The 23,265-nt window shown below is 62.7% G+C and carries 22 protein-coding genes; 9 read left to right on the forward strand and 13 right to left on the reverse strand.

The features are described 5' to 3' along the window. Window positions 1-6: 6 nt before the first annotated feature. From LAC81_RS00940 to LAC81_RS00975, 8 genes are all read right to left on the reverse strand, one after another. On the reverse strand, window positions 7-315 hold the full coding sequence (locus tag LAC81_RS00940; RefSeq protein WP_113536499.1) for a chorismate mutase family protein: 309 nt from the start codon (window positions 313-315) through the stop codon (window positions 7-9). A 501-nt stretch (window positions 316-816) separates the two neighbouring features. Then, complete coding sequence (cydB, locus tag LAC81_RS00945; RefSeq protein ID WP_223726370.1) at window positions 817-1,821, reverse strand: cytochrome d ubiquinol oxidase subunit II; 1,005 nt, start codon at window positions 1,819-1,821, stop codon at window positions 817-819. Further along, window positions 1,811-3,238 carry a cytochrome ubiquinol oxidase subunit I gene (locus LAC81_RS00950; protein WP_113536497.1) on the reverse strand — a complete coding sequence of 476 codons (1,428 nt, stop codon included), beginning with the start codon at window positions 3,236-3,238 and terminating at the stop codon, window positions 1,811-1,813. Before LAC81_RS00950 ends, cydB begins: the two co-directional genes overlap by 11 nt. A 274-nt stretch (window positions 3,239-3,512) precedes the next feature. Further along, entirely contained in the window at window positions 3,513-4,682 is a 1,170-nt protein-coding gene (locus LAC81_RS00955) for a M20 aminoacylase family protein (protein ID WP_223726371.1), read from the reverse strand. Between the two features lies 1 nt (window position 4,683). Beyond that, the gene (locus tag LAC81_RS00960; RefSeq protein WP_113536495.1) at window positions 4,684-5,508 is read right to left on the reverse strand and encodes an ABC transporter permease; all 825 of its coding nucleotides are present in this window, start codon (window positions 5,506-5,508) and stop codon (window positions 4,684-4,686) included. Then, window positions 5,505-6,230 carry an ABC transporter permease gene (locus LAC81_RS00965; RefSeq protein ID WP_113536494.1) on the reverse strand — a complete coding sequence of 242 codons (726 nt, stop codon included), beginning with the start codon at window positions 6,228-6,230 and terminating at the stop codon, window positions 5,505-5,507. Before LAC81_RS00965 ends, LAC81_RS00960 begins: the two co-directional genes overlap by 4 nt. Before the next feature lie 98 nt (window positions 6,231-6,328). Then, window positions 6,329-7,111 (reverse strand): transporter substrate-binding domain-containing protein, encoded by a 783-nt coding sequence (locus tag LAC81_RS00970; protein WP_113536493.1) that lies wholly within the window; start codon window positions 7,109-7,111, stop codon window positions 6,329-6,331. Between the two features lie 36 nt (window positions 7,112-7,147). Beyond that, window positions 7,148-7,921 (reverse strand): ABC transporter ATP-binding protein, encoded by a 774-nt coding sequence (locus tag LAC81_RS00975; RefSeq protein ID WP_113536492.1) that lies wholly within the window; start codon window positions 7,919-7,921, stop codon window positions 7,148-7,150. Window positions 7,922-8,195: 274 nt separating this feature from the next. Here LAC81_RS00975 and LAC81_RS00980 point away from each other — a divergent pair, with 274 nt between their 5' ends. The 5 genes from LAC81_RS00980 to secD all read left to right on the forward strand — a co-directional run bounded on the left by LAC81_RS00980 (window position 8,196) and on the right by secD (window position 14,914). Continuing rightward, entirely contained in the window at window positions 8,196-8,819 is a 624-nt protein-coding gene (locus LAC81_RS00980) for a TetR/AcrR family transcriptional regulator (RefSeq protein ID WP_223726372.1), read from the forward strand. Window positions 8,820-8,836: 17 nt separating this feature from the next. Then, entirely contained in the window at window positions 8,837-10,027 is a 1,191-nt protein-coding gene (locus LAC81_RS00985) for a pyridoxal phosphate-dependent aminotransferase (protein ID WP_223726373.1), read from the forward strand. Further along, a complete protein-coding gene (locus LAC81_RS00990) occupies window positions 10,024-11,631 on the forward strand; it encodes a 5-guanidino-2-oxopentanoate decarboxylase (RefSeq protein ID WP_223726374.1) in 1,608 nt (535 codons plus the stop codon). Before LAC81_RS00985 ends, LAC81_RS00990 begins: the two co-directional genes overlap by 4 nt. Window positions 11,632-11,860: 229 nt before the next feature. After that, entirely contained in the window at window positions 11,861-12,268 is a 408-nt protein-coding gene (locus LAC81_RS00995) for a hypothetical protein (RefSeq protein WP_223726375.1), read from the forward strand. Between the two features lie 111 nt (window positions 12,269-12,379). After that, window positions 12,380-14,914: a protein translocase subunit SecD gene (gene secD / locus LAC81_RS01000; RefSeq protein WP_113536488.1), complete on the forward strand. Its 2,535-nt coding sequence runs from the start codon at window positions 12,380-12,382 to the stop codon at window positions 14,912-14,914. A gap of 270 nt (window positions 14,915-15,184) precedes the next feature. On the opposite strand, the gene LAC81_RS01005 is transcribed toward secD, so the two are convergent. Further along, window positions 15,185-15,355 carry a hypothetical protein gene (locus tag LAC81_RS01005; RefSeq protein WP_223726376.1) on the reverse strand — a complete coding sequence of 57 codons (171 nt, stop codon included), beginning with the start codon at window positions 15,353-15,355 and terminating at the stop codon, window positions 15,185-15,187. 100 nt (window positions 15,356-15,455) lie between these two features. Between LAC81_RS01005 and LAC81_RS01010 the strand changes: the two genes are divergently transcribed. The 3 genes from LAC81_RS01010 to LAC81_RS01020 all read left to right on the forward strand — a co-directional run bounded on the left by LAC81_RS01010 (window position 15,456) and on the right by LAC81_RS01020 (window position 17,492). Beyond that, window positions 15,456-15,668 carry a hypothetical protein gene (locus tag LAC81_RS01010; protein ID WP_113536487.1) on the forward strand — a complete coding sequence of 71 codons (213 nt, stop codon included), beginning with the start codon at window positions 15,456-15,458 and terminating at the stop codon, window positions 15,666-15,668. A 212-nt stretch (window positions 15,669-15,880) separates the two neighbouring features. Continuing rightward, entirely contained in the window at window positions 15,881-16,336 is a 456-nt protein-coding gene (locus LAC81_RS01015) for an RrF2 family transcriptional regulator (RefSeq protein WP_113536486.1), read from the forward strand. A 145-nt stretch (window positions 16,337-16,481) separates the two neighbouring features. After that, complete coding sequence (locus LAC81_RS01020; protein ID WP_223726377.1) at window positions 16,482-17,492, forward strand: KpsF/GutQ family sugar-phosphate isomerase; 1,011 nt, start codon at window positions 16,482-16,484, stop codon at window positions 17,490-17,492. A 45-nt stretch (window positions 17,493-17,537) separates the two neighbouring features. Here LAC81_RS01020 and LAC81_RS01025 read toward each other — a convergent pair whose 3' ends face one another. Beyond that, the gene (locus LAC81_RS01025; RefSeq protein ID WP_223726378.1) at window positions 17,538-18,062 is read right to left on the reverse strand and encodes an Lrp/AsnC family transcriptional regulator; all 525 of its coding nucleotides are present in this window, start codon (window positions 18,060-18,062) and stop codon (window positions 17,538-17,540) included. Window positions 18,063-18,110: 48 nt separating this feature from the next. Between LAC81_RS01025 and LAC81_RS01030 the strand changes: the two genes are divergently transcribed. After that, a complete protein-coding gene (locus tag LAC81_RS01030) occupies window positions 18,111-19,283 on the forward strand; it encodes an MFS transporter (RefSeq protein ID WP_223726379.1) in 1,173 nt (390 codons plus the stop codon). 31 nt (window positions 19,284-19,314) lie between these two features. Here the strand turns inward: LAC81_RS01030 and LAC81_RS01035 are convergent, their stop codons facing one another. The 3 genes from LAC81_RS01035 to LAC81_RS01045 all read right to left on the reverse strand — a co-directional run bounded on the left by LAC81_RS01035 (window position 19,315) and on the right by LAC81_RS01045 (window position 23,183). Continuing rightward, complete coding sequence (locus LAC81_RS01035; RefSeq protein WP_223726380.1) at window positions 19,315-20,625, reverse strand: capsule biosynthesis protein; 1,311 nt, start codon at window positions 20,623-20,625, stop codon at window positions 19,315-19,317. A gap of 28 nt (window positions 20,626-20,653) precedes the next feature. Beyond that, window positions 20,654-22,246 (reverse strand): LTA synthase family protein, encoded by a 1,593-nt coding sequence (locus LAC81_RS01040; RefSeq protein ID WP_223726381.1) that lies wholly within the window; start codon window positions 22,244-22,246, stop codon window positions 20,654-20,656. Between the two features lie 97 nt (window positions 22,247-22,343). Continuing rightward, a complete protein-coding gene (locus LAC81_RS01045; protein WP_223726382.1) occupies window positions 22,344-23,183 on the reverse strand; it encodes an SDR family oxidoreductase in 840 nt (279 codons plus the stop codon). Window positions 23,184-23,265: the final 82 nt, after the last annotated feature.

Here is a 23,265-nt window from a genome sequence, read left to right on the forward strand (position 1 = left end):
AGGCGACTATTCGTCGCCGGTCTCGCCCAGAACTTTCTGTTCATGGGCAATCGCATGGCCAATCAGCCGCGCCCAGATATCCTCGTAGAAATCGGGGTCGAGATTGAAGTTCGCGGCGTTCTTGCGGGCGTTCTCGCGCACTTCCATGACGCGCGCCGGGATATCCGCCTTCAGCTTCAGCGGCGCCTTGATCTCGGCTGCCCGGTCGATATAGCCCCAGCGTTCGGCAAACAGCGTCATCAGTGCCTCATCGAGCCGGTCGATTTCGGCACGCACATCGGCCATGGTTTCGCATTGCGCGGGGGTCTTCTGCATCTGTCTCGTCCGATTGCCTGGGGTCCGACCGTTTCGGCCGAGCGCAGATCCAGGGCGTTCGAGCGTCCCTCGGCTCTCAGTAAGCGGGGCGCCCTTGCGGCGCACTGCTAACAAACGGCGAGCTTTCTGAGAAGGGGCAACAGGGTCGCACTGTGGGACGTCACCACTCCGAAAGGAGGGGGAAAGATACGCAGGCGGCTGAGCGCGGGGTGGTCACCTCAGCAGGCGATCGCTTTGCAGGGGAGGAGGGTGCGGTCCTGTCTCCGTCTGCGGCGATCGCCTGCTGACGTGTTTAGAGAAGTTAGCCGGCCAAGCTTGAGCGAGGCTTTATAGAGCGGAAAAACTCCGCGCGGGCTTCTGCCTCCCGCGCTGAATTTATGTGATTCGGTCACGTTCCGATCATCAGCTTGATCGCAAGGCCGACGAGGGTGACGGCCGCCACCCCCGCACACCAGAGGCCGACGAACCAGAGAAGCTTGCGGCCGGTACCCGTCTCGCTGGTCAATGGTAGCCCTCCTCGGGATCGACCTTGCCACGGAACACCCAATAGGCGTAGGCGGTGTAGGCAAGGATGATCGGCACCAGCACCAAGGCGCCGGCGAGCAGGAAGGACAGGCTTTCCTCCGGTGCTGCCGCATCCCAGATCGTCAGCGATGGCGGCACCATATAGGGATAGAAGCTGATGCCGATGCCGGCATAGCCAAGCACGAAGAGGCCGAGGGCGGCGATGAAGGGGCGGCTGTCGTGCCGGTTGCGAATGCCTGTGATCAGCGCATAGAGGCAGCCGAGAACGAGGGCCGGCACAATGACGCTGAAGATCGCCGTCGGAAAGCCGAACCAGCGATCCAGATATTGCGGCTCCAGGAACGGCGTCCAGAGGCTGACGATGCCCATGGCAGCGATGGTGCCGAACGAGCACTTGAGCGCAAGGCCGCGAGCCCGGTCCGCAAGTTCGCCGTGGGTCTTCATGACCAGCCAGGTGGCGCCGAGCAGCGCATAGCCGACAACGACGGCGATGCCGGTCATGATCGAGAACGGCGTCAGCCAGTCCCACCAGCCGCCGACATAGGCACGGTTTTCGACCGGGATGCCCTGGACCAGCGCCCCGAGCGTGATCCCTTGCGCAAAGGCCGCAAACATCGAGCCGCCGGAAAAGGCCCAGTTCCAGAGATATTCGGCCCGGCGCGTGCGCCAGCGATATTCGAAGGCGACGCCGCGGAAGATGAGGCCGATGACCATGGCGATGATGGGGGCGTAAAGTGCTGGCAGGATCGTCGCGTAAGCGAGCGGGAACACCGCCATCAGGCCGCCGCCGCCGAGCACCAGCCAGGTTTCGTTACCGTCCCAGACCGGGGCGACGGAATTCATCATCACGTCTCGGTCGTGCTTCTCAGGGAAGAATGGAAAGAGGATGCCGACGCCGAGGTCGAAGCCGTCGAGAATGACATAGGCGAGTACCGCAAAGGCGATGATACCCGCCCAGATGAGCGGCAGATCAAAGTCCATGGTGACCTCCCTGGGTGTTGGCGTGCGTGCTGTGGATGGCAGGGCCGGGCATGATGCCGGAACTGCGCAATGGTCCTTCGTCGAGATCCGGCAGGGTGTCCTTTGGCAGACGTGCCATGAGGCGGAGGATGTAGAAAGTGCCGGCGCCGAAAACGAAGAAATAGACGATGATGAAAGCGATCAGCGAGGCGGCGACAGCCGGTGCTGCAATCGGCGCCACTGAATTCGCCGTTAGCAGGTGGCCGTAGACTGTGTAGGGTTGGCGCCCGACCTCGGTGGTGACCCAGCCGGCGAGCACGGCAACGAAACCGGCGGGCCCCATGGCGATGGCGGCGCGGTGCAGCCAGACATTGCTGTCGAGCGTGCCGCGGTAGCGACACCAGAGCGACCAGAGGCCGATGCCGAGCATGGCGAAGCCGAGGCCGACCATCACCCGGAACGACCAGAAGACGACGCCGACGGGAGGATGTAGCTCTTCCGGGATCGTGTCGAGACCGGCGAGCGGGGCGTTGAGATCATGCTTCAGGATGAGGCTGGAGAGCTTCGGCACTTCGATCGCATAGTCGATGCGCTTTTCCGGCGAGTTCGGGATGCCGAAAAGGATGAGTGGCGCGCCGTCCGGATGGCTCTGGTAATGGCCTTCCATCGCCATCACCTTGGCCGGTTGGTGTTCCAGCGTGTTGAGGCCGTGCATGTCGCCGGCAAAGATCTGGATCGGCGCGACGATCGCCGCCATCCACATGGCCATAGAGAACATCTTTCGCGCGCGCCGCGGCGCCGTCTTGCGGATGAGGTGCCAGGCGCCGCAGGCACCGACGACGAAAGCGGTTGTCAAATAGGCGGCAAGCACCATGTGTACGAGGCGGTAGGGGAAGGAGGGATTGAAGACGATCTTCCACCAGTCGACGGGAACGAACTGGCCCGCTTCGTTCATGGCGAAGCCAGCCGGCGTCTGCATCCAGGAATTGGCCGAGAGGATCCAGGTGGCGGAGATCAGTGTGCCGACGGCGACCATGAGCGTCGCGAAGAAATGCAGCTTCGGTCCCACACGATTGAGCCCGAAAAGCATGACGCCGAGGAAGCCGGCTTCGAGGAAGAAGGCCGTCAATACCTCATATCCCATCAGCGGCCCGATGATTGGCCCGGCCTTGTCGGAAAAGACGCTCCAGTTGGTCCCGAACTGGTAGGACATCACGATGCCGGAGACGACGCCCATGCCGAAGGCGACGGCGAAAATCGTCTTCCAGAAGTGGAAGAGCTCGAGATAGACTGCGTCCTTCTTCAGGAGCCACAACCCCTCCAGCACCGCAAGGTAGCTCGCAAGACCGATGGAAAAGGCGGGGAAAATGATGTGGAAGGAGACGGTGAAGGCGAACTGGAAGCGAGCGAGCAGGGTCGCATCGAAACTTTCAAACACGGGCGCAATCCTTTCAGACATACGGACGCACGGCGTCGTTGACGCGGGCCGTATCGCTCTGGCTGCTGCATCTTGTTGTCCGTGACCGATCGCCGATCAGGGAACCTCTTTGGCCGTTTGCCAGGACAGACTTCAGTGTTTGTGCCGGCGTCTCAGCATGCGCTTGAATCTGCGCCAAATTTGCCAAACGTCAATGACAGCGCGTCCGCCACGTTGTCACACTGCGGCAATGTTGCGCTGCGGCATATTGGCGAAACGGTAGGACGAGCGCGCCTCAGCGGCGCGCGAGATAGGCTTCGGCAAGCTCGGTCCAGAAGGCGGCGCCGATCGGCAACAGGTCGTCGTTGAAGTTGTAGCCGGGGTGATGCAGCGGTTTGTCGTCATCGCTGACCTTCGAGCCCAGGAAGAAGTAACTCCCCGGCCTCTCCTGCAGCATGTAGGCGAAATCTTCGCTGCCCATGAACGGACGGGCAAGATCGACCACCTTGTCGGCCCCGGCAAAGCGTACTGCGAGTTCGCGAACGAGATCCGTCTCGGCCTTGTGGTTGATCGTCGCGTCGTAGCTGCGCTGGTAGTCGACCGATGCGCGCATGCCGAAACTGGCGGCCTGCGCTTCGGCGATCATGCGGATGCGGCGTTCGAGTTCGTCGCGCACGGCGGGGTCGAAGGAGCGGATGCCGACGACGATTTCAGCGCGCTCGGGAATGATGTTGCTGGCCGAGCCCGCATGGAAGGCGCCGACGGTGACGACGGAGGGATCCATCGGGTGAATGTTGCGCGAAACGATCGACTGCAGCGCCATGATGATCGAGGCGCCGCAGACGATAGGGTCAGCCGTTTCTTGCGGCTCGGCGCCGTGTCCGCCGCGGCCGTGCACGGTGATGCGCGCCTCGTCGACGGCGGCCATGATCGGCCCTTCGCGAAGCGCGAACTGGCCAAAGGGCAGGCCCGGTTCGTTGTGAAGCGCGAAGACGGCGTCGCAGGGGAATTTTTGAAACAGGCCCTCGTCCATCATGATCTTGGCGCCGCCGAAATTCTCCTCGGCCGGCTGGAAGATCAGGTGGATCGTGCCATCGAAATTGCGTCGTTCGGCGAGCGCTCGGGCCGCTCCCAGCAGCATCGTCGTGTGGCCATCATGACCGCAGGCATGCATTAGCCCTGCGGTCTTGCTGGCATAGTCGAGCCCGGTCTCCTCCAGAATCGGCAGCGCGTCGATATCGGCGCGGATACCGATCGAGCGCGTGCTCGTGCCGTTTCGGAGCGTGCCGACGACGCCGGTTTGCGCGAGGCCCGTCGTTACTTCGTAACCGAGACTTTTGAGATGTTTGGCGATGAAGGCAGAGGTGCGCTTCTCCTCCAGCCCGAGTTCCGGATGGGCATGCAGATCGCGGCGGATGGCGACGAGTTCGGGCATGGCGTTGGTGATGGAGGAGGAAAGCTTCATGTCAGGCACCGCGGGTTGGGATGCGATTTTCGAATGTGCGGAAGGCCACCACCAGAATGCCGGTGAGGCACATATAGATGAGCGCCAGCAAAAGCAGCGGCTCGTAGGTGAGGAACGTTTCCTGCCGCACCTTGGAGATCACCGCATAGACGTCGACGACGGTAACGGTGGCAACGAGCGGCGTCGATTTCAGCTGCAGCACGGTTTCGCCGTTGAGCGTCGGTAGCGCGCGGTGGATGGCGCGTGGCAGCCAGATTCGGCGGAACATCGTCCAGCGGCCCATGCCATAGGCCTTGGCCGCTTCCAGCTCTCCATGCGGAACCCCGGCAAAGGCACCGCGCATGACCTCGCCCTCATAGGCGGCGAACGAGATGGTCAGCGCCGCCATGCCATAGGGCCAGGCCTCGCGCAGATAGGGCCACAGGAAGGATTGTCGGATGGCCGGAAACTGCGGGAACAGCGAGCCGAGCCCGTAGTAGAGCAGCCAGAGCTGCAAGAGCAGCGGCGTGCCGCGGATGACGGTGCAAAAGACCTTGGCAGGGAGCTTCAGGAACCAGGGGCCGGTCACCTGCACCAGGCCGATCGGCACCGCGAAAAGGAAGCCGAGGATCGATGTGCTGAACAGCATCAGGAGGCTGACGAGAATGCCCCAGCCAAGCCGCGGCAGGTAGCGCGGCAGCCAATCCCAGCGCATGAAGACGGCGATCGAGACGACGAAGGCTGCGAAGACCAGCATCATCACGATGCGATGGGGCTGGAAGAAGCTCTTGGCCGTCGGCAGGTCCTCGGGCGTGAAGGCAACGGCGTGTGTGGTTTCGTCGGTCATCGCTGCACCGCCAACCCTCGTCGTGCATGGCGTTCGAGCATGCCGATAAAGATGTTGGAGACGAGCGTCAGCATCAGATAGAGCGCGCCGGCGGCAAGGAAGAACAGGAGGTAGGCCTTGGTCGTTCCGGCCGCCTGGCGCGTGACCAGCGTCAGCTCGCTGAAGCCGACGACGGCGAGCAGCGCCGTATCCTTGGTCGCGATCAGCCAGAGATTGGAAAGGCCGGGAATGGCATAGGGCAGCATCGCCGGCAGCGTGATGCGCCTCAAGACCTTGGTCGGCGACATGCCGTAGGCACGCGCGGCCTCGATTTGCCCGGCAGGAACCGCCTTGATCGCGCCGCGCAACACCTCGGTCGAATAGGCTCCCTGGACGACGCCGATGACGAAGATGCCGGCCATCAGGCCGCTGATGTCGACCGGGCCGATCGAAAAGAGCGCAAGCACCTGGTTGAGGAGATCGGTGCCGGCGTAATAGAGCAGCAGGATCAGCACCAGTTCCGGCACCGCGCGTACGACCGTGGTGTAACATTCGAGCAGGTCGCGCAGCACCGGGCCGCCATAGAGCTTGCCGAAGGCGCCGCCGACACCGAGGGCGAGCCCCAGCGTGAAACCGCCGACGGCGATCTGAATGGAATTGAAGAAGCCTTGCAGCAACACGCCGCCCCAGCCGGGCGCCGTAAGCGAAAGCAGGCCCCAATTGATGAGGGAATCCGCAGCCATACGTCGAGCTCCGATGGCGCCGGCCGGCGGTCGCTACGGCGTTGCGTGCCCTTCAGACATGCAACGCCTTAGCGGGTTGAACGCCGGCCGATCGCGCCTTACTTGCCGTAGATGTCGAAGTCGAAGTACTTCTTCGAGAACGTGTCGTATGTGCCGTTGTCACGGATCGCCTTGATGGCGGCGTTGACCTTGTCCTTGAGTTCGGTTTCGCCCTTGCGCAGGCCGACGCCGACACCCGGGCCGATCACGGCGACGTCTTCGGCGACATCACCCTTGTAATCGCAGCATTCCTTGCCCTGGTCGGTCGCGAGGAAGGTCTTGAGCGCGATCGCATCCGCCTGGACCGCATCGAGGCGACCGGCGGCGAGGTCGTTGTTGGCCTCGTCCTGCGTCTGGTATTCCTTGACCTCGACGCCTGCTGATGCGAAGTGCTTGGCGGCATAGGCCTGATGGACCGTCGAGACCTGGACGCCCAGCGTCTTGCCGTTCAGGCCTTCCGGCGTCGGCTTGATGTCGACGCCCTTGGTGCCGATGATGCCCGTCGGGGTGTTGTAGTACTTGTCCGAGAAATCGATCGTCTTCAGCCGCTCGTCGGTGATCGACATCGAGCTGATGATCATGTCGATCTTCTTCGAGGTCAGCGCCGGGATGATGCCGTCCCAGGCGACAGGCGTCAGCACGCATTCGAGTTTTGCCTCGGCGCACATCGCGTTCATGAACTCGACTTCCCAGCCTTCCCACTTGCCGCTGGCATCGGGTGCGGTGAACGGCGGATAGGGTTCGGCGGCGACGCCGACCTTAAGCGCTTCCGCCGAGGCGGCCACGCCGCCGCTGACGGCGATTGCCGCCGCAACGGCCAGGACTTTCAATGCCTTCTTCATGCTGTTCCCCTTTTTGGTTGTTTAGCATTCAGGAATTCAGTGAATGGAACTGATGAACTTCTTGAGCCTTTCCGATCTCGGTGCGCCGAAAATGGCCTCTGGCGGGCCCTGTTCCTCGATCACGCCGTTGTGGAGAAAGACGATGTGGTTGGCGACGTCGCGCGCGAACTTCATCTCGTGCGTCACCAGGATCATCGTGCGCTTCTCGCGCGCGAGGTCTCCAATGACCGATAGCACTTCGCCGACAAGCTCGGGATCGAGTGCCGACGTCGGCTCGTCGAAGAGCATGACGAGCGGCTGGATCGCAAGCGCCCGGGCGATCGCCGCGCGCTGCTGCTGGCCGCCGGAAAGAAAGGCCGGGTAGGCGTCTCTCTTTTCGTAAAGGCCGACACGCCGGAGCAGCGTTTCGGCGGTTGCAACCGCTTCTGCCCTGGGCTTGCCGAGCACGTGGATCGGGGCCTCGATGACGTTTTCAAGGATTGTCATGTGCTGCCAGAGGTTGAAACTCTGGAAGACCATGCCGAGCTGGCTGCGGATGCGCTGGACCTGTTTGCGGTCCTCCGGCACCAGGCCGCCGCGGCCGTCGGATTTCATCTTGATCTTTTCGCCGTGCACGCTGACGCTGCCGGCTGACGGAAGTTCCAGGAGGTTGATGCAGCGCAGAAAGGTCGATTTGCCGGAGCCGCTGCCGCCGATGATGGCGATCACGTCACCCTGTTTCGCCGTCAGCGAAACCCCCTTCAGCACTTCCAATGGCCCGAAACGCTTGTGCAGGTCAGTGACCGCGATTGCCTGGGCCGTATCCGTCATCGGCACGCCACTCCGGCGGCTCTCAGAGCATTTGCTGTTGGCATGAGAACTGTTCCCCTGTCGTTTTCCGCGCGGCATCTTCGGCCTGTCACGGGTCTTTGTTGGCCGGCATCGTTGCACTTGTGTCGCTATTGTTCAAGCGTATAATAACAGCCGTCGTCGATTTTTTGACGCCCGCCCTGAGTCTCGATTTCCCGAAGGAGCCGCCCATGCCCCCGTCCCGGCCGATGCCATTGCCGACCGCGCCAGGGCACGTTTTCAAGCGGGCCGTGGCATGAACAGGCGCAGTTTTCACCGTGCCCCGGAAGGCGAGCGCCGCCAGGAACTGATCGAGGCGACGCTCGACTGCATCTCCGAATTCGGGCTCAAGGGCGCGACGGTAAGGCAGATCGCGATTCGCGCCGGAGTGACCGCGGGGCTGGTGCGCCACTACTTCGAATCGAAGGACCAGATGGTCGCCGAGGCCTATCGCGCCGTGATCGCATCCTTGACCGACAAGGCGAGCAAGGTGGAGGGCGATCCGGAAACACGGCTTCGGGATTTCATCGCCATCAACCTCACCGAGCCGGTGGCCGACAGCCGCAGCATTTCGCTCTGGGCGGCGTTCATCAGCCAGGTGCGGGTCGATCCGGTACTCGCCGAGATCCATCGCGAAGGTTATCTCGCATTCCGCAATACGCTGCAGGAACTGCTTGCGGACTTTCTTGCCGCCAAGGGGAAGCCGGCGGATCCGGAAAGCTGCCGGGCCTTCGCCATCGCCATCAACGGGCTGGTCGACGGCCTCTGGATCGAGGGATGCCTGGCTGGCGATCTCTTTCGCGAGGGCGAACTGATCGCCATCGCCATGTCCTCGGCCGAAGCGCTGCTCGGCACGTCGATCGGAACTGCAAAACAATGAAAACGGGAGAAAGCACCATGCGCTACGCGTCCATCACCGAACGTCTTGCCGATCTTGGTTCGGGAAAATGGTCGCTGCATATTCGTGCCCGCCAACTGAAGGCGAGCGGCGCCGACATCATCGAATTGACGATCGGCGAGCCGGATCTCCCTCCGGATCGCGCGCTTCTCGACGAATGCCAGCGCGCGATGAATGCGGGGCGCTATCGTTATTCCAACGGTCGCGGCGAACCCGCGGTCGTGGCCGCGCTCGCGCAGAAATACAGCCGACGCCGTGCCGACGTTACCGCGGCGAACGTCCTGTGCTTTCCGGGCACCCAGACAGCGCTCTTTGCCGTGATGCTGGGCCTGGTGGAAGCCGGCGATGCGGTGCTCGTCGGCGACCCGCTCTATGCGACCTATGAAGGCGTGATCCGCTCCACCGGCGCCCATCCGGTGCTGGTGCCGCTGAAGCCGGAATTCGGCTTCCACATGCAGGCCGAAGATCTCGAAAAGGCGATCACGCCTGAGAGCCGGGTGCTGCTGCTCAATACGCCGCACAATCCGACCGGTGCCGTGCTGACGGCCGCTGAAATTGCCGCGATCGGCGAAGTCGCCCGCCGCCACGATCTCTGGATCGTCTGCGACGAGGTCTATGAGGAGCTGGTCTTCGACGCGGTGTTTGCCTCGCCCTTCGACAATCCGGATCTCGCCGAGCGCACCATCGTCGTCTCGTCCATTTCCAAATCTCATGCGGCGCCCGGTTTCCGCAGCGGCTGGGCGGTGGGCCCGGTCGAGTTTGTCGACCGGCTGCTGCCGGTCTCGGAGACGATGCTCTTCGGCACCCAGCCCTTCATCGCCGACATGACGGCTTACGCCCTGACGCATGACATCGACACAGCCCGCCGGATGCGTGAAGCGTACAAGTCCCGCGCCGCGCAGATCGTCTCCGGCCTCGCCGCCGCACCCGGCATCGACGTCTTTGCGCCGGAAGCCGGCATGTTCATTTTGATCGACGTTTCCGGAACCGGCCTCGATGGCGACGCGTTTGCCTGGGCACTGCTCGAAGAAGAGGGGGTTGCCGTCATGCCCGGATCATCCTTTGGCGATCAGGCGCAGAATTATCTGCGCGTCAGCCTGACCGTGCCCGATAGCGCCATCGACGAGGCCTGCCGGCGCATCACCGCGCTCGCCGAACGGGCCAGCCTGCGTAAGGAGCGCCGCGCATGACTATGGAAAAGACGGTTGGAGAAGTCCTCGTCGATCTGCTCGAGGCCAATGGCGTCGAGGTCGTTTTCGGCATTCCCGGCGTGCACACGGTCGAACTCTATCGCGGACTGGCGGCATCGAAAATTCGCCATGTGACCCCGCGCCATGAACAGGGCGCGGGCTTCATGGCCGATGGCTATGCCCGCGTCAGCGGCAAGCCGGGCGTCGCGCTCGTCATCACCGGACCGGGACTGACGAACACGATCACGGCAATGGCGCAGGCCCGGCAGGATTCGATCCCGATGCTGGTGATCTCCGGCGTCAATCGCCGCGATTCGCTCGGTCATGGTCGCGGATTGCTGCACGAGCTTCCCGACCAGCACGGCATGATGAAGACGCTGGCGCTCTATTCGCACACCCTGCTCAATCCGGATGACCTGCCGTTCGTCGTCGACCGGGCGTTCTCGGTGCTCGTCTCCGGCCGACCGGGCCCGGTGCATATCGAAATCCCGACTGACGTGATGGCGGCGAAGATCGCGCCGCAGGCAGCACGGCCCGCGACCGCCACGCGCCCGCGCTCCGACAGTGAGACGCTGCAGCGCGCTGCCATCCTCTGCGCCGACGCCTCGCGACCGGTGATCATCTGCGGCGGCGGCGCCTTGACGGCGGAGGCCGAGGTGAAGGAGCTTGCCGAGAAGATCGGCGCCCCCGTCGTCACGACCGTCAATGCCCGCGGCATGCTCGCCGGCAATCCCTTGCGCGTTCCGGCAAGCCCCAGCCTGAAGGCGGTACGGTCACTCCTGAAGGAGGCCGACCTCGTCCTGGCGCTCGGCACCGAGATGGGTCAGACGGACTACGACATGTATGCCGATGGCGGCTTCCCGGCCTTGCGCAACCTCATCCGCACTGACATCGACGCCGCCCAGCTTGCGCGCGGACCGCATGCGGCGCTCTCCATTCTCTCCGGCGCCAAGGCGGCAACCGCAGGCATCCTCGCCTTCCTGCCCGGCCACACCGCGAAGGACGGCGTGGGGCGTGCCGAAACCGCGAGACGGGCAGCGCAGAAGGAACTGACGCCGAAGATGCGGGCCGAGATCGCCATCATCGACACGCTCTACAGGACGTTGCCGGATTGCACCGTTGTCGGTGACTCGACCCAGGCCGTCTATGCCGGCAACCTCTATTGCGATGCGCCGCGCCAGCGCAGCTGGTTCAATTCCGCGACCGGCTACGGCTCGCTCGGTTACGCCCCGCCGGCGGCGGTGGGCGCTGCGGTCGCCGATCCGTCGCGGCCAGTGGTTTGCCTCGTCGGCGATGGCGGCTTCCAGTTCTCGCTGGCCGAAATCGGATCCGCGGTCGATGCCGGAGCGAAGGTGATCTTCCTCGTCTGGAACAACGACGGCTACCAGGAAATCGAGTCCTACATGGTCGACGCCGGCGTCACCCCGGAAGGGGTCAAGCCTTCGGCGCCGGACTTCTTGATGGCGGCCAAGGCCTATGGGGTAGAAGGGCAGCGGCTCACCTCGATTGCCGATCTGGCGCAGGCGCTTGCCGTGGCCGCAGGGCGCAAGGGGCCGTCGCTCATCGAGATCCACGAGAGGCGGACGGTGGGCCTTTCGGCCTGACGGCGCGGGAGTGGTACAACGGGCCGGATTTGACTTTTCCGGCCCGCAATGGTGTTAAAGGCGCGCATGCTCGATTCCGGCCACGTTCTTGCGGTACGGTTGGGGTTCGGGCTGATTTTTTCGTGTCGCAGGCGCTGTTGCGCTTCGAATTGCTGCTTATGCTTCCCTCGGATCGAATAGGATTCAAGGAAATATGCAGTAGGCGCCAAGGAAAGGGACTGCGTCCTCGATGGACCGCTTGGGTGGTGGCAGCAAGAACATGCAGGCCGGCCGGCTTCTAGCCGTGCTGTGGCTGTTCTGTGCCTCCTTCGCTATGCAGGTCATCTCGGTTGGGCAGAGCATCCCGTCTCGCTCGTCCTCTGGTGCCCAGGCCGGCAACGTCACCGATACCGGCTCGAGCGATCGCCCTGCAGCCCGACAGATGTCGCGGGCGACACCACTTTCCGATCTCCGATTTACGGCCGAACGCAAGGACGCCAAGTCCGCAGCAGACGACGGTTTGCCGGCTCTGCTGCCCGTACTGGCCGAGCTGGAATATCCCCAACCGTCGGACGGTCGGTTCCTGCGCCGTGTCGCAGAGCAGATCGGTGGGACTGCGAACCACGGTCCCCATATTCGCGCGCCCCCGCGCGCCTGATCCATCGAGCACATACTGGCTGGCTGGCGGATTCGACGCAGCACTGCCTTTGATGAAACAAAGTCCTGACGGCGCGCCCCGTGCCCGTGCAGGCTCTTCTGGAACCACAACATGCGTACATCGAAATGGGCGATTCTCGTCTATGTCGTCGTGATCATCTTCGGATGTATCGCGGCGCTTCCCAACGTGCTGACACCAACGCAGCGTGAACAGTTCGGCCGCTGGCTGCCGGTCAAGCCGGTGACGCTCGGCCTCGACCTCAAGGGCGGTTCGCACCTCGTCCTCGAAGTCGATGCCGCCGGCCTGCGCAAGGCCCGCCTCGAAACCCTGCTCGACGATACGCGCAGAGCGCTTCGTGCCGAGCGCGTTCCGGCGTCGTCGGCCCGCATCGCCGGCGATACCGTGACGGTCAAGATCGAGGACGCGGCCGACCGCGACAAGGTCCTGCCGAAGCTTAAGGAACTGGCGGCTCCGGTTGGCACGCTCGGCTTCGGCGGCTCGGCTTCCGATATCGAGGTGACCGAGGACGGCGACACCATCACGGTCGCGATGACCGAAGCCGGCCTGAACGACCGAACGACCAAAGCAGTCGAGCAGAGCCTGGAAATCATCCGTCAGCGCGTCGACACGGTCGGCGTCGCCGAACCCTTGATCCAGCGCGTCGGTTCCAACCGCATTCTCGTCCAGCTCCCGGGTCTTGAAGACCCGACGGCGCTGCGCCAGCTTCTCGGCTCCACCGCACAGATGAGCTTCCACATGGTCGACCAGACCGTGGATCCCAATCAGCCGGCGCCGCGTGGCGTCGACATCCTGCCGGGTGCACACGACACCAACAAATACGCCGTCGAAAGCCGCGTCGCCATCTCGGGCGAGCGCCTGGCAGATGCCAAGGCCGGTTTCGATCAGCGTAGCAACGAGCCGATCGTCTCCTTCAACTTCGACGCACTCGGTGCCCGTCAGTTTGCTGAAATCACCCAGGCCAATGTCGGCCGGCCCTTCGCGATCGTGCTTGATGGCAAGGTTCTGACCGCGCCGGTCATCCGCGAGCCGATCATCGGGGGCAGCGGCCAGATCAGCGGCAACTTCACCGCCCAGGAAGCGACCGTCCTTTCGGCGCTGCTGCGCTCCGGCGCCCTGCCGGCACCGCTGACCGTCATCGAAGAGCGCTCGGTCGGCCCGAACCTCGGCTCAGACTCGATCCGCATGGGCATCTACACCGGCCTTGCCGGCTTTGCCCTCGTCGTCACCCTCATGGTCGTGCTTTACGGCGCCTGGGGCATGATCGCCAACGTCGGTCTGGTCCTGCACACGATCCTGACGATCGCCGTCCTGGCGATGCTCGGCTCCACGCTGACCTTGCCCGGTATCGCCGGTATCATTCTCGGCATCGGCATGGCGGTGGACGCCAACATCCTGATCAACGCACGTATCCGCGAAGAGACGGAAGGCGGAGCGGGCGCGATGAAAGCGCTCGATATCGGCTTCAACAAAGCCTACGCGACCATCATCGATAGCAACGTGACGACGCTCTCGGGCACCATCCTGCTGTTCGCCTTCGGCTCCGGCCCGGTGAAGGGCTTCGCCATCACCATGATGCTCGGCATCATCATCTCGATGTTCACCTCGATCACCGTCGTGCGCCTGATGATGCGTGAGGTCGTCGTTCGCCGTAAGATGAAGAAGCTGGAAATCCCGTCGCTCTTCGGCCGGGTTCCGCGTCTGCCGACCTTCTCCTTCATGAAGGGTCGCTACATCGCCATCGGTATGTCGGCCTTCCTGTCGGTAAGCTCGGTGGTCCTGTTCTTCACGCCTGGCCTCAACTACGGCATCGACTTCGTCGGTGGTATTCAGGTGGAAACTACGTCGAAGAACACGCTCGACCTTCCGAACCTGCGCCACAATCTCGAGGCGCTCAACATCGGCGAAGTGGCACTGCAGGAGTTCGGCCAGGACAAATCGGTCCTGATCCGTGTCCAGCGTCAGCCGGGCGGCGAGCAGGAACAGACCACTGCATTGAACCGCATCAAGGACGCGGTGGTGCAGACGATCCCTGACGCGACCTTCGAGCGTACCGAGGTCGTCGGTCCGACCGTCAGCGCCGAGCTTGCCCGCTCGGGCTTCCTCGCGGTCGGCCTCGCCATGGTGGCGATCCTGCTCTACATCTGGTTCCGCTTCGAATGGCACTTCGCCGTCGGCGCGATAGCGGTTCTGCTGCTCGACATCACCAAGACGATCGGCTTCTTCGCGCTGACCGGTATCGACTTCAACCTGACGGCCATCGCGGCCCTGCTGACGATGATCGGTTACTCGGTCAACGACAAGGTCGTGGTCTATGACCGCATGCGCGAGAACCTGCGCAAGTATAAGTCGATGCCGTTCTCCGACCTGATCGACATGAGCATCAACCAGGTGATCGCGCGATGCATCTTCACCTCGATGGCAACGGCACTGTCTCTGGTGCCGATGGCGATGTGGGGCGGTGACGCGGTCAAGAGCTTCGCCTGGCCGATGATCTTCGGCGTGATCGTCGCGACGACTTCGTCGATCTATATCGGCGGCCCGATCCTGCTGTTCCTGAACCGTTGGTGGAAGGATCGCGAAGCGTCTCGCTCGACCACGACCCAGGCGGGCACGCCGGCGGCATGACTTGGGTCTCGGTTTGAGCGCGATGCATTGATCCCGCTCACCGGATATAAAACGTGAAAGGGCGGCCCGGCGGGCCGCCCCTTTTTTGTCCGAATGTGCTGTCTTTATCCCACTCGTGCCTTGCAGACTGATTCTTCGCTACCTAGATAGCAAGGGTCTCCGGTTTCGGGGTGGGAGAACGGATTTGCGTCCGTGTCCCCCTAAAATTTGAAGGGCGGGAATTATTTTTCGCGTCTTCATCTTTTTAATTGACGGAATTGGTAGATTATTCTAGTTTGCCAATACGTGACGCGGGGAGTCCGCCTCACGGTTGTTCATCAAACGCACCGGCATGTTGATGCCGGGCCAGCCAAAGGAGAGTGACATGTTCGGAAACGTCTCGACCGCCGCCTTCTTCGGCACGCGTCTCCTTTGTCGCGCAACAGAGAAAAAATGGCTCATTCGCAATCTCTGCCGAATGTGACCGTCGAACCCCTCGAACTTTATCTTTTGCCGAAATTGAAAGTCTCCGCGCCTCCGGCGTGGAAGGAGCGTTATTTGTATGAGCAAGCAAGTTATCGAATTTGGCGGCGAAGCCGTCGGCGTGGTCGTCCCGGATGAAGATCGGTTCAAGTTCCTGGCGGTGAAGTATCACGTCTGGGATCTGGACGCGAAACGCTTCGGTTCGGCCGAGGAAGCCCGTGCCGCGATCCGCCAGTTGCTGGCCCATCAGGCCGTTTCGGCGAACCGGCGGGGCCACAGCGCAGCCGCTTGAAGCGGGTGAGGAAAGCCGTATTCGGCCTTCCTCCCGCATCCGCCAGATAGGTCTGAAAACTGTCGTTGCTTCTGCTGCAAGCGCGGCCGCGACTTCGGCTAATTCCCCACTATAATTATATGTTGGCAGTACGTTTCTTGTGCTATGCCAAGATATATTTGCATTTGCGCGGATGATTCCCGTTCAGGGAGCCGCAGGGAAAGCGTGCCGGAATGCTGACGAAGAAGGGAAAATACGGACTGAAGGCTTTGGTCGATCTTGCACGGCTGGAGCCGGGGGAGACCGCCTTCATTACCGAAATCGCACAGCGCAACAATATCCCGAAGAAATTCCTGGATACGATCCTGCTCGAACTGCGCAACGCCGGCATGCTGCGCTCCAAGAAGGGGCCGGGTGGCGGTTACTCGCTGTCGCGGCCGGCGGCCGAAATCCGCATCGGTCATGTGATCCGCACGCTGGATGGCCCGCTTGCACCGATCCGCTGTGCCAGCCGCACGGCCTATGAGGTCTGTGAGGACTGCAACGATCCCGAAACCTGTCAGGTGCGGGTATCGATGACGACGGTGCGTGACGCCGTTGCCGCGATCCTCGACTCGATGACGTTAGAGGAATTCGCCGCGGACAAGTCGATGCCGCTCGAAACACTGGAAGAAAAGCGGGCCGGCTGACGAAAACGCCGCCGATTGCGCCAGTTTTCCCCCAAAGTCTGCTTCCAAGGCTTGGTTTGCCAAGAAAAAGCGCTTATCTGCCGTCAATGGTCTGGCGCGCAGCGTTGCAGCCTGCCGCTTAAGTCTTCGCAGAATTGGGGTCATCATGGGTTTGAGACAAGCATCGGCGCATGAGCGCACCGCGGTTGCGGCTTTGGAGTCGATCGGTCGGACGCTGACGACTGCAATGGTCGGCATCAAGGCGCTGGCAGATCACCTTGGCTCCGACGAGGCCTTCGCCCGCAACATTGTCGATGCCGTCGAACTGATCGGCGAAAGCCAGGGGCGTGTCGTCGTCTCCGGCGTCGGCAAGAGTGGCCATATCGGTCGCAAGATCGCCGCGACCCTGGCATCGACCGGCACCTCCGCCTATTTCGTGCATCCGACCGAAGCGAGCCATGGCGACCTTGGCATGGTCACTTCCCAGGATGTGCTGATCCTGCTTTCCTGGTCGGGAGAGACGGCCGAACTCGCCAACATGCTCACCTATGCCAAGCGCTTCAATGTGCCGATCGTCTCGATCTGTGCCAACCGCGACAGCGTGCTGGCGCGCAACTCCGAAGTGCCGATCGTCCTGCCCAAGGTGCAGGAGGCCTGCCCGCACGGCCTCGCGCCGACGACGTCCGCCATGCTGCAGCTCGCCGTTGGCGACGCGCTGGCGATCGCACTTCTGGAACGCCGCGGATTTTCGGCCGAGGACTTCAAGACATTCCACCCGGGCGGTAAGCTCGGTGCGCAATTGCGGCTGGTCCGCGAACTGGCGCACGAGGGTGCCCAGATGCCGCTGCTGGAAACGGGACGGCCGATGAGCGAAGCGCTTATCGAAATGTCGTCGAAGGGTTTCGGCGTCGTCGGCATCGTCGAGAACAGTGGCAAGCTTGTCGGCGTGATCACCGATGGCGACCTGCGTCGCCACATGTCGGGTGATCTGCTCCTGCAGCCGGTCGAGGCGGTGATGTCACGCAATCCGCGCGTGATCCGCGGTGACGTGCTCGCCAGCGGCGCCATGGAGTTCATGCAGCAGCACAAGGTGACGGTGCTGTTCGTCGTCGACGATGGGGGAGCACCGGTCAGCATCCTGCATATTCACGACCTGCTGCGCGCCGGCGTCGTCTGAGGGGGCTTGGGGCAGTAGGGCAGGCCGTGCGCCCGACAAAACTGTCTAGCCCTTGACCACGGCGGGCCAATCGCTCGTCGTGCCCGGCTGCACCGGCCGTTCCAGATAGGTGGAAAGCACCACATAGCTCCGCGTCGCCTTGACGCCCGGCGTGTCGTAGAGACGCGCCAGCAGCCCCTCGAGCGCATGCGTGCTTTCGGTGCGCACCTTGAGAAGCATGCAGGTATCGCCGGCGACCGAGTGGATTTCCTCCACCTCCGGGCATTCCTCGATGGCAAGCAGCGCCTGTGTCTTGCCCCAGCCGGTCGTGTCGACATGGACGAAGGCGAGCAACGTCTTTCCGATGGCCTCCGGATCGATCCGCGCCGACACACTTCTGATCGCTCCCGATCGCCTCAACCGCTTCACACGTTCATGCGCCGCCGGCGGCGAAAGTCCGACCCGTTCGCCGAGTTCGGCATAGCTGGTGGTCGCGTCCTCCACCAGCACGCCTAATAGTTTTCGGTCCATCGCATCAAGCTCGCGCTCTGGCGTGCGCTTCCGCCGAATGTCATCTGTATTTTGATTCATTCCAAAATATCCTCTTGCTGCTGAATGTCGTTCTGCAAACATGAGGTAATGACGAACATCAATCAATCAGTTTCCGATGGCTCGATCGACAAGGCGCGTATCCCGCCCTTTGCCTACGTGCTCACCATCTGCATCGGCGTCATCGGCTCCAATTCGCTTGCGCTCGGACCGATCGCGCCGGAAGTGGCGCGAAGCCTTGCGGCCGACGTTCCAGCCGTCATGACGGCTTCCGCCGCCTTCGGTCTGGGCACGGCGGTCAGCGCCGTCTTTCTTGGCCGCTTCATCGATCGTCATGGCCCGCGTCGCATGTTGGCTGCTGCCCTCCTACTTCTGGCTGCAGGATTGGGCGGCAGTGCGCTCGCGCCATCGCTTGCGGTCCTCGTCGCTGCCCAGCTCGTCGTCGGTCTTGCTGCCGGCATTGCACTTCCCTCGATCTATACGCTGGCCTCGGTCATTGCGCCGGCCGGACGGGAGAGCGAGACGATTGGCCTTGTGCTGACAGGCTGGACTCTCAGCATGGTGGCGGGCGTGCCGTTATCGGCCGCGATCGCTGACTTTGCGGGCTGGCGCGCCGTTTATGTCATCGTCGCATCGGCAACATTGATCGCTTGCGCCGCCGTCAAGTTCGCATCAGTGCAGGAAGCTGTCACCGGCAAGGCGACATCGCCGCTGGCGGCATTGAGCGTTCCCGGCGTTGCGCCGCTTCTGATCGCCTGTGCTGCCTTCATGGCCGCCTTCTATGGCGTTTACGCCTATATCGGCGAGCACTTGCATGTTGCACTTGGCCTGCCGGTCAGCGCCAATGGTCTCATCGCGGTTTCCTATGGGTTCGGTTTCGGGGCCGCCGCCTTTCTCGACCGCCTCATTGATCGTTTCAGCGCGGGCGGATTGTTACCATTGATCTTTCTGGTGGTCGGAGGTGTCTATGTGGCCATGGCGGTGGCAAGCGGCTCCTATACGGCCATGTTGGCCGTCGTCTTCCTCTGGGGGCTTGCCAACCATTTTGGGCTGAATGTGCTGATCATGCGCCTCACAGGCCTCGATCCCGGCAAGCGCGGCGCGGTCATGGGGCTGAACAGCGGCGTCACCTATCTCGCGCTCTTTGTCGGCACGATCGGGTTCGGCGCGGCCTATGCTCGGGTCGCTTTCTTCATGCTGCCTTTGGTAGCGGCGGGCCTGATGCTGCTCGCAGCTTTTGTCGTCGCGACGGCGCGGCGTTAGGCTGGCACAGCAGCCGCTACGTCAGCCTTCGTCACGCGGACGAGGCGATTCTTGACCGTTTTTCCGGCTTGCGGCGGGGCGGCGGGTCGACAAAAGCGCCGGGCTGGTTGAGGCTGTTCTCACTGAGGCGCTTGGCAATCGCCTCTGCACCCGCATCGCTTCCGGCGCGCGAATAAAGATTTCCACGCACCTGGATCGAGGCGGCGAGCAGGCGGAACATCGCATTCGCCAGGTCCGGTTCCGGTGCCTGCGGTGCGCCCCAGAAATCATCGAGCGACTGCTGATCGGTCAGTCCGGCGATATCGAACACGGCGGTGCCGAGCACCTTCACCGGTCGCCCCTGCTTCAAGGCATGCAGACCGGCCGTAGAATTGACCGTGACCATGCCTGCACTGGCCTCTCCGAGCGTATCGAGGTTGCCGCCATCGAGATAGAAGACACGCCCGCCGAGACCCAGCGCGGCTGCTCGTTCTTCGATGATCCTGCGCCAGGGGATCAGGTCGTTGTCGAGCGGGTGCACCTTGAAGACGAGGCGTGCGTCGCGCGCGGCAAAGGCGGCGAAGGAAGCCAACGCCTCGGCGATCGCGTCCTTCTGGCTGTGGAACGGTGAGTGCGCCCTGAGCTGGAAATCGGTTTCGAGCTGCAGCGGATAAACGAAATAGGGGGCGTCATCCGAAAGCAGCTTGGCAACGGTCGTCTCGGCCTCGGCATTGCGCCGCTTTTCGGTCACGAGCCGGCGAATCCAGCCCGCATACTCGGCAAGCGGATGGAAGATCGCGTGGCGTCGATAGTGCGGGAAGAGAAACCAGAGAAAGACGTTCGGCAGATTGTAGAGCAAGTCATAGCTCGCATCGGCGAGGAACGTCTGGCTGTAATGCTTGCGCCAGTCCGGCTCGGGCACGCCCGCTGCCGCTGCAAGTATCTGCACGGGATCAGCAGGGAAATGCGAATTCGAGGACATGCCATTGCGCTCTAGCGTCAGCCAGTCCGGTCGCAGATACCCCATCTCGATAATGGCGACGCTAACGCCTGCGCGCCGTGCGACCGCGGTTGCTGCCTGGTGGTACGCCCGCTCCTCACCGAGCATGAGCATGTCGGTGACGCCGTGCTGCGCGACGAAGGTCGTGAGATAGGCAGGCCAGTCGGCTGCCGTGCCACGATAATTGTACGCACCCTTGCGGCCCCAGATGATCTGGTCGCCGACATTCAGGTTGATCCTCAGGCACGTGTGCCCGCGAGCTTCGAGCCGGTCAGCGATCTTGCGGAAGATCGACGAAGAGGGTCCCTGCAGGAACAGGAATACCCGTCGCTTTGGCCGATTGGCCGCTCCGGTCGATGTCATCGAAGCGTTTTCCATTCGTCCACCGCCGCTACCGCAGCGTATCCTTTCTGAGGTTGGCGTGGTTGAGCAGGTCTTCGACCAAATTCCAGGCCTCGACGTTGCTCGGTTCCACCGGCTTGTGGGAGGACGACTTTGCCTTGGCAAGCGGTACGATCAGGTAGTCGGTGCGCGGATCGGGGAAGGGATCGGCAAAGGATTTGAGCAGCGGCGCATGGTCGCCGTAGAACACGAGCCAGACCGGGCGGTCCAGCTTGTCCAGGCGCTCGCTGAGCGTGTTCAGGGCAGCGTCGGATTGTTCCAGAATGGCCAGATAGATATCGACGGGATTGGCAAGATCGTCGACGCGGCCCGGTTCCCATGGGCCGTGATTGGCCATGGACGCAACGAAGATGAAACCGCTTTCGTCCTCAGGCAGTTCTTCGCAGGCGTCGATCACCTTGGCTGCGAGCTTCTCGTCGGAGACGTAAGGCCCGTCTCTTTCGGGCCGATGGTCGAAGCCGTCGAGCATCGTCAGCTTGGAAAAGCCGAGCTGCGGCATCGCCTTGTGGCGAAGGAAGAAGGTGCGGTCATAGGGATGGATGAAATGCGTGTTCCAACCGGCACGCTTCATCTTCCCCGGCCAGACCACGTCCGCATAGTGCGAGGCCCTGAGATAGGGGTAGCTGGCGTCGACGTGGATGTCGTCAGGCACGAGACCGCTGATGACGGCGAACTCCGTGCGCAGCGTATAGCCGCCTTCAAAGACGCTGCTGAGCCGGCCCCATTGCACCGCCTCGCGACGCAGCCGGTCCAGGGTCGGCATGTTGAGCGTGTTGACGCCGAAGTGCCGCATGTCGATGAAGGATTCCGATTGCCAGACCACGATCAGCGGCGAGCCGTCGTCACCGATCAGATCATGCACGGCCGCGCGGACGATCTCGGAGAGTTCGGCGACGATCTTTTCACGCCGCACGCCAAGCCAGACGATGAAGCGGAAAACGACCGAGCCGAAGGTGCCGAAGCGCACCGTATTCATCTTGACGTCGAGCACCTTCAGCAGTCTTTGCACCAGCGCCGCCGTCGGGCGGTTGACCGGACCGTAGAAGAGCAGGAGCCAAGGGCCGTAGGCGATGCCGAGCATCAGGAGGATCCAGAACGCTTTGCCGCGATCAGGCAAAATGGCCGGCTCGAAATACATGTAGAGGCCCGACACGCCGAAGACATAGAGAAAGGCGACGGTCCAGAAGACGACGTTCAGCGAACTCGCGTAGAAAATCGTCTTGTACTTGAAGACGTCGACGACGAGCGCGATATCCGAAAAGATCAGCGGTTCACGGATGAACTTGAACTTGGCGCGGGAAATGCCGGTGAAAATGATGAAGAAGCTCATCGTACCGGCTGCGGCATAAAGCGGCCGCCAGGAGCCGGCGAAGAAGCCGGCAAAGACCAGCGCGATGACCGGCAGGCGGGCGAGCGCATCAATCACATCCTGCGTCCGTCCGAACGGCGAGGGGTGGGCACGCCGCTCCCGCTTCGGCAGTGCAAAGCGGTCGGTAAAGAAGATCACCGCACAGGACAGCACGTAACAACAGAGCGTCAGTGTTCTTGGGTAGTCGTGCAGCTGAAAGGGAAGCAACGCCAAGCGGAAACCTTCATGTCTTCATGCCGGCCGAAGCCGCTTCATGCGGCACAGCGTCCGCCCGACACTTAGATCTTATCGCCTGGACGTACAAGCGCAGTCAGGTCTGGCGCTCAGACACTCCACTATTATGCGTCGCGGTGTTGCTGCCACGCGCAATCGCCCTGTCGAACCACCAGTTAAGCAACGGGCGGATGGCCGGCGCGAAGCGGCCGAGGAGAAAGAGCGTTGTGCCGAAGTAGACTTCGAACCGTCCCCGGTCGATCCCCTTGACTATCGCTTTCGCCACGGCCTCCGCCGGCCAGGGACGGACCGTGCCCATGATGATGGCGGCCTCCGGCGGGCGGCTTGCAAGCTCACGCTGAAACTGCGGGGTCTCCGTATCCGGCGGAAAACACACGGAAACACTGACGCCATGGGCGCAGGCTTCCGAGCGCAGCGCCTGGGCGAAGCCGTGCAGCGCGAATTTCGACGCGCAATAGGCCGAATAGCCGTAGATACCGATGAGGCCGGCGCCGGACGAGATCATCATGATCCGACCGCGCCCGCGCCGCTTCATGCCGTCATAGACTGAGCGGACCGCATGCACGGTACCGGAGAAGTTGATGTCCATCTGGCGGCGGAACGAAACGCTGTCGAGCTCCTCGAAACGGCCGGGCTCGACGATGCCTGCCGATGTCACGAGGATGTCGCAGGCTCCGAAGACCTGTTCGCACCTTAGGACCGCCGCCTCGACGTCGTTTTCCGAAGCGACATCGGCAGCTTCGATCCTGATGTTGCCGGCACTGCCCCCGCTGGAAGTTGCCAGCTTCGCTTGCGCTTGTTCCAGAAGGTCGCGGGAACGGGCGATCAGCGAGACGCGCGCCCCGCGCGCCGCATAGATCGATGCGACCGAAAATCCGATACCGCTCGAGCCACCGGTGATGATCACATGCGTCATGCTGATATTCCGCCCTAGAGCAAATTCCGGAAAGGCGCCAAGCGGGCTTGCGTCCGGTTTTGTGCGAATGCAAGACGACCGC

The sequence above is a fragment of the Ensifer adhaerens genome (assembly GCF_020035535.1).
In the GTDB taxonomy this organism is placed as follows: domain Bacteria; phylum Pseudomonadota; class Alphaproteobacteria; order Rhizobiales; family Rhizobiaceae; genus Ensifer.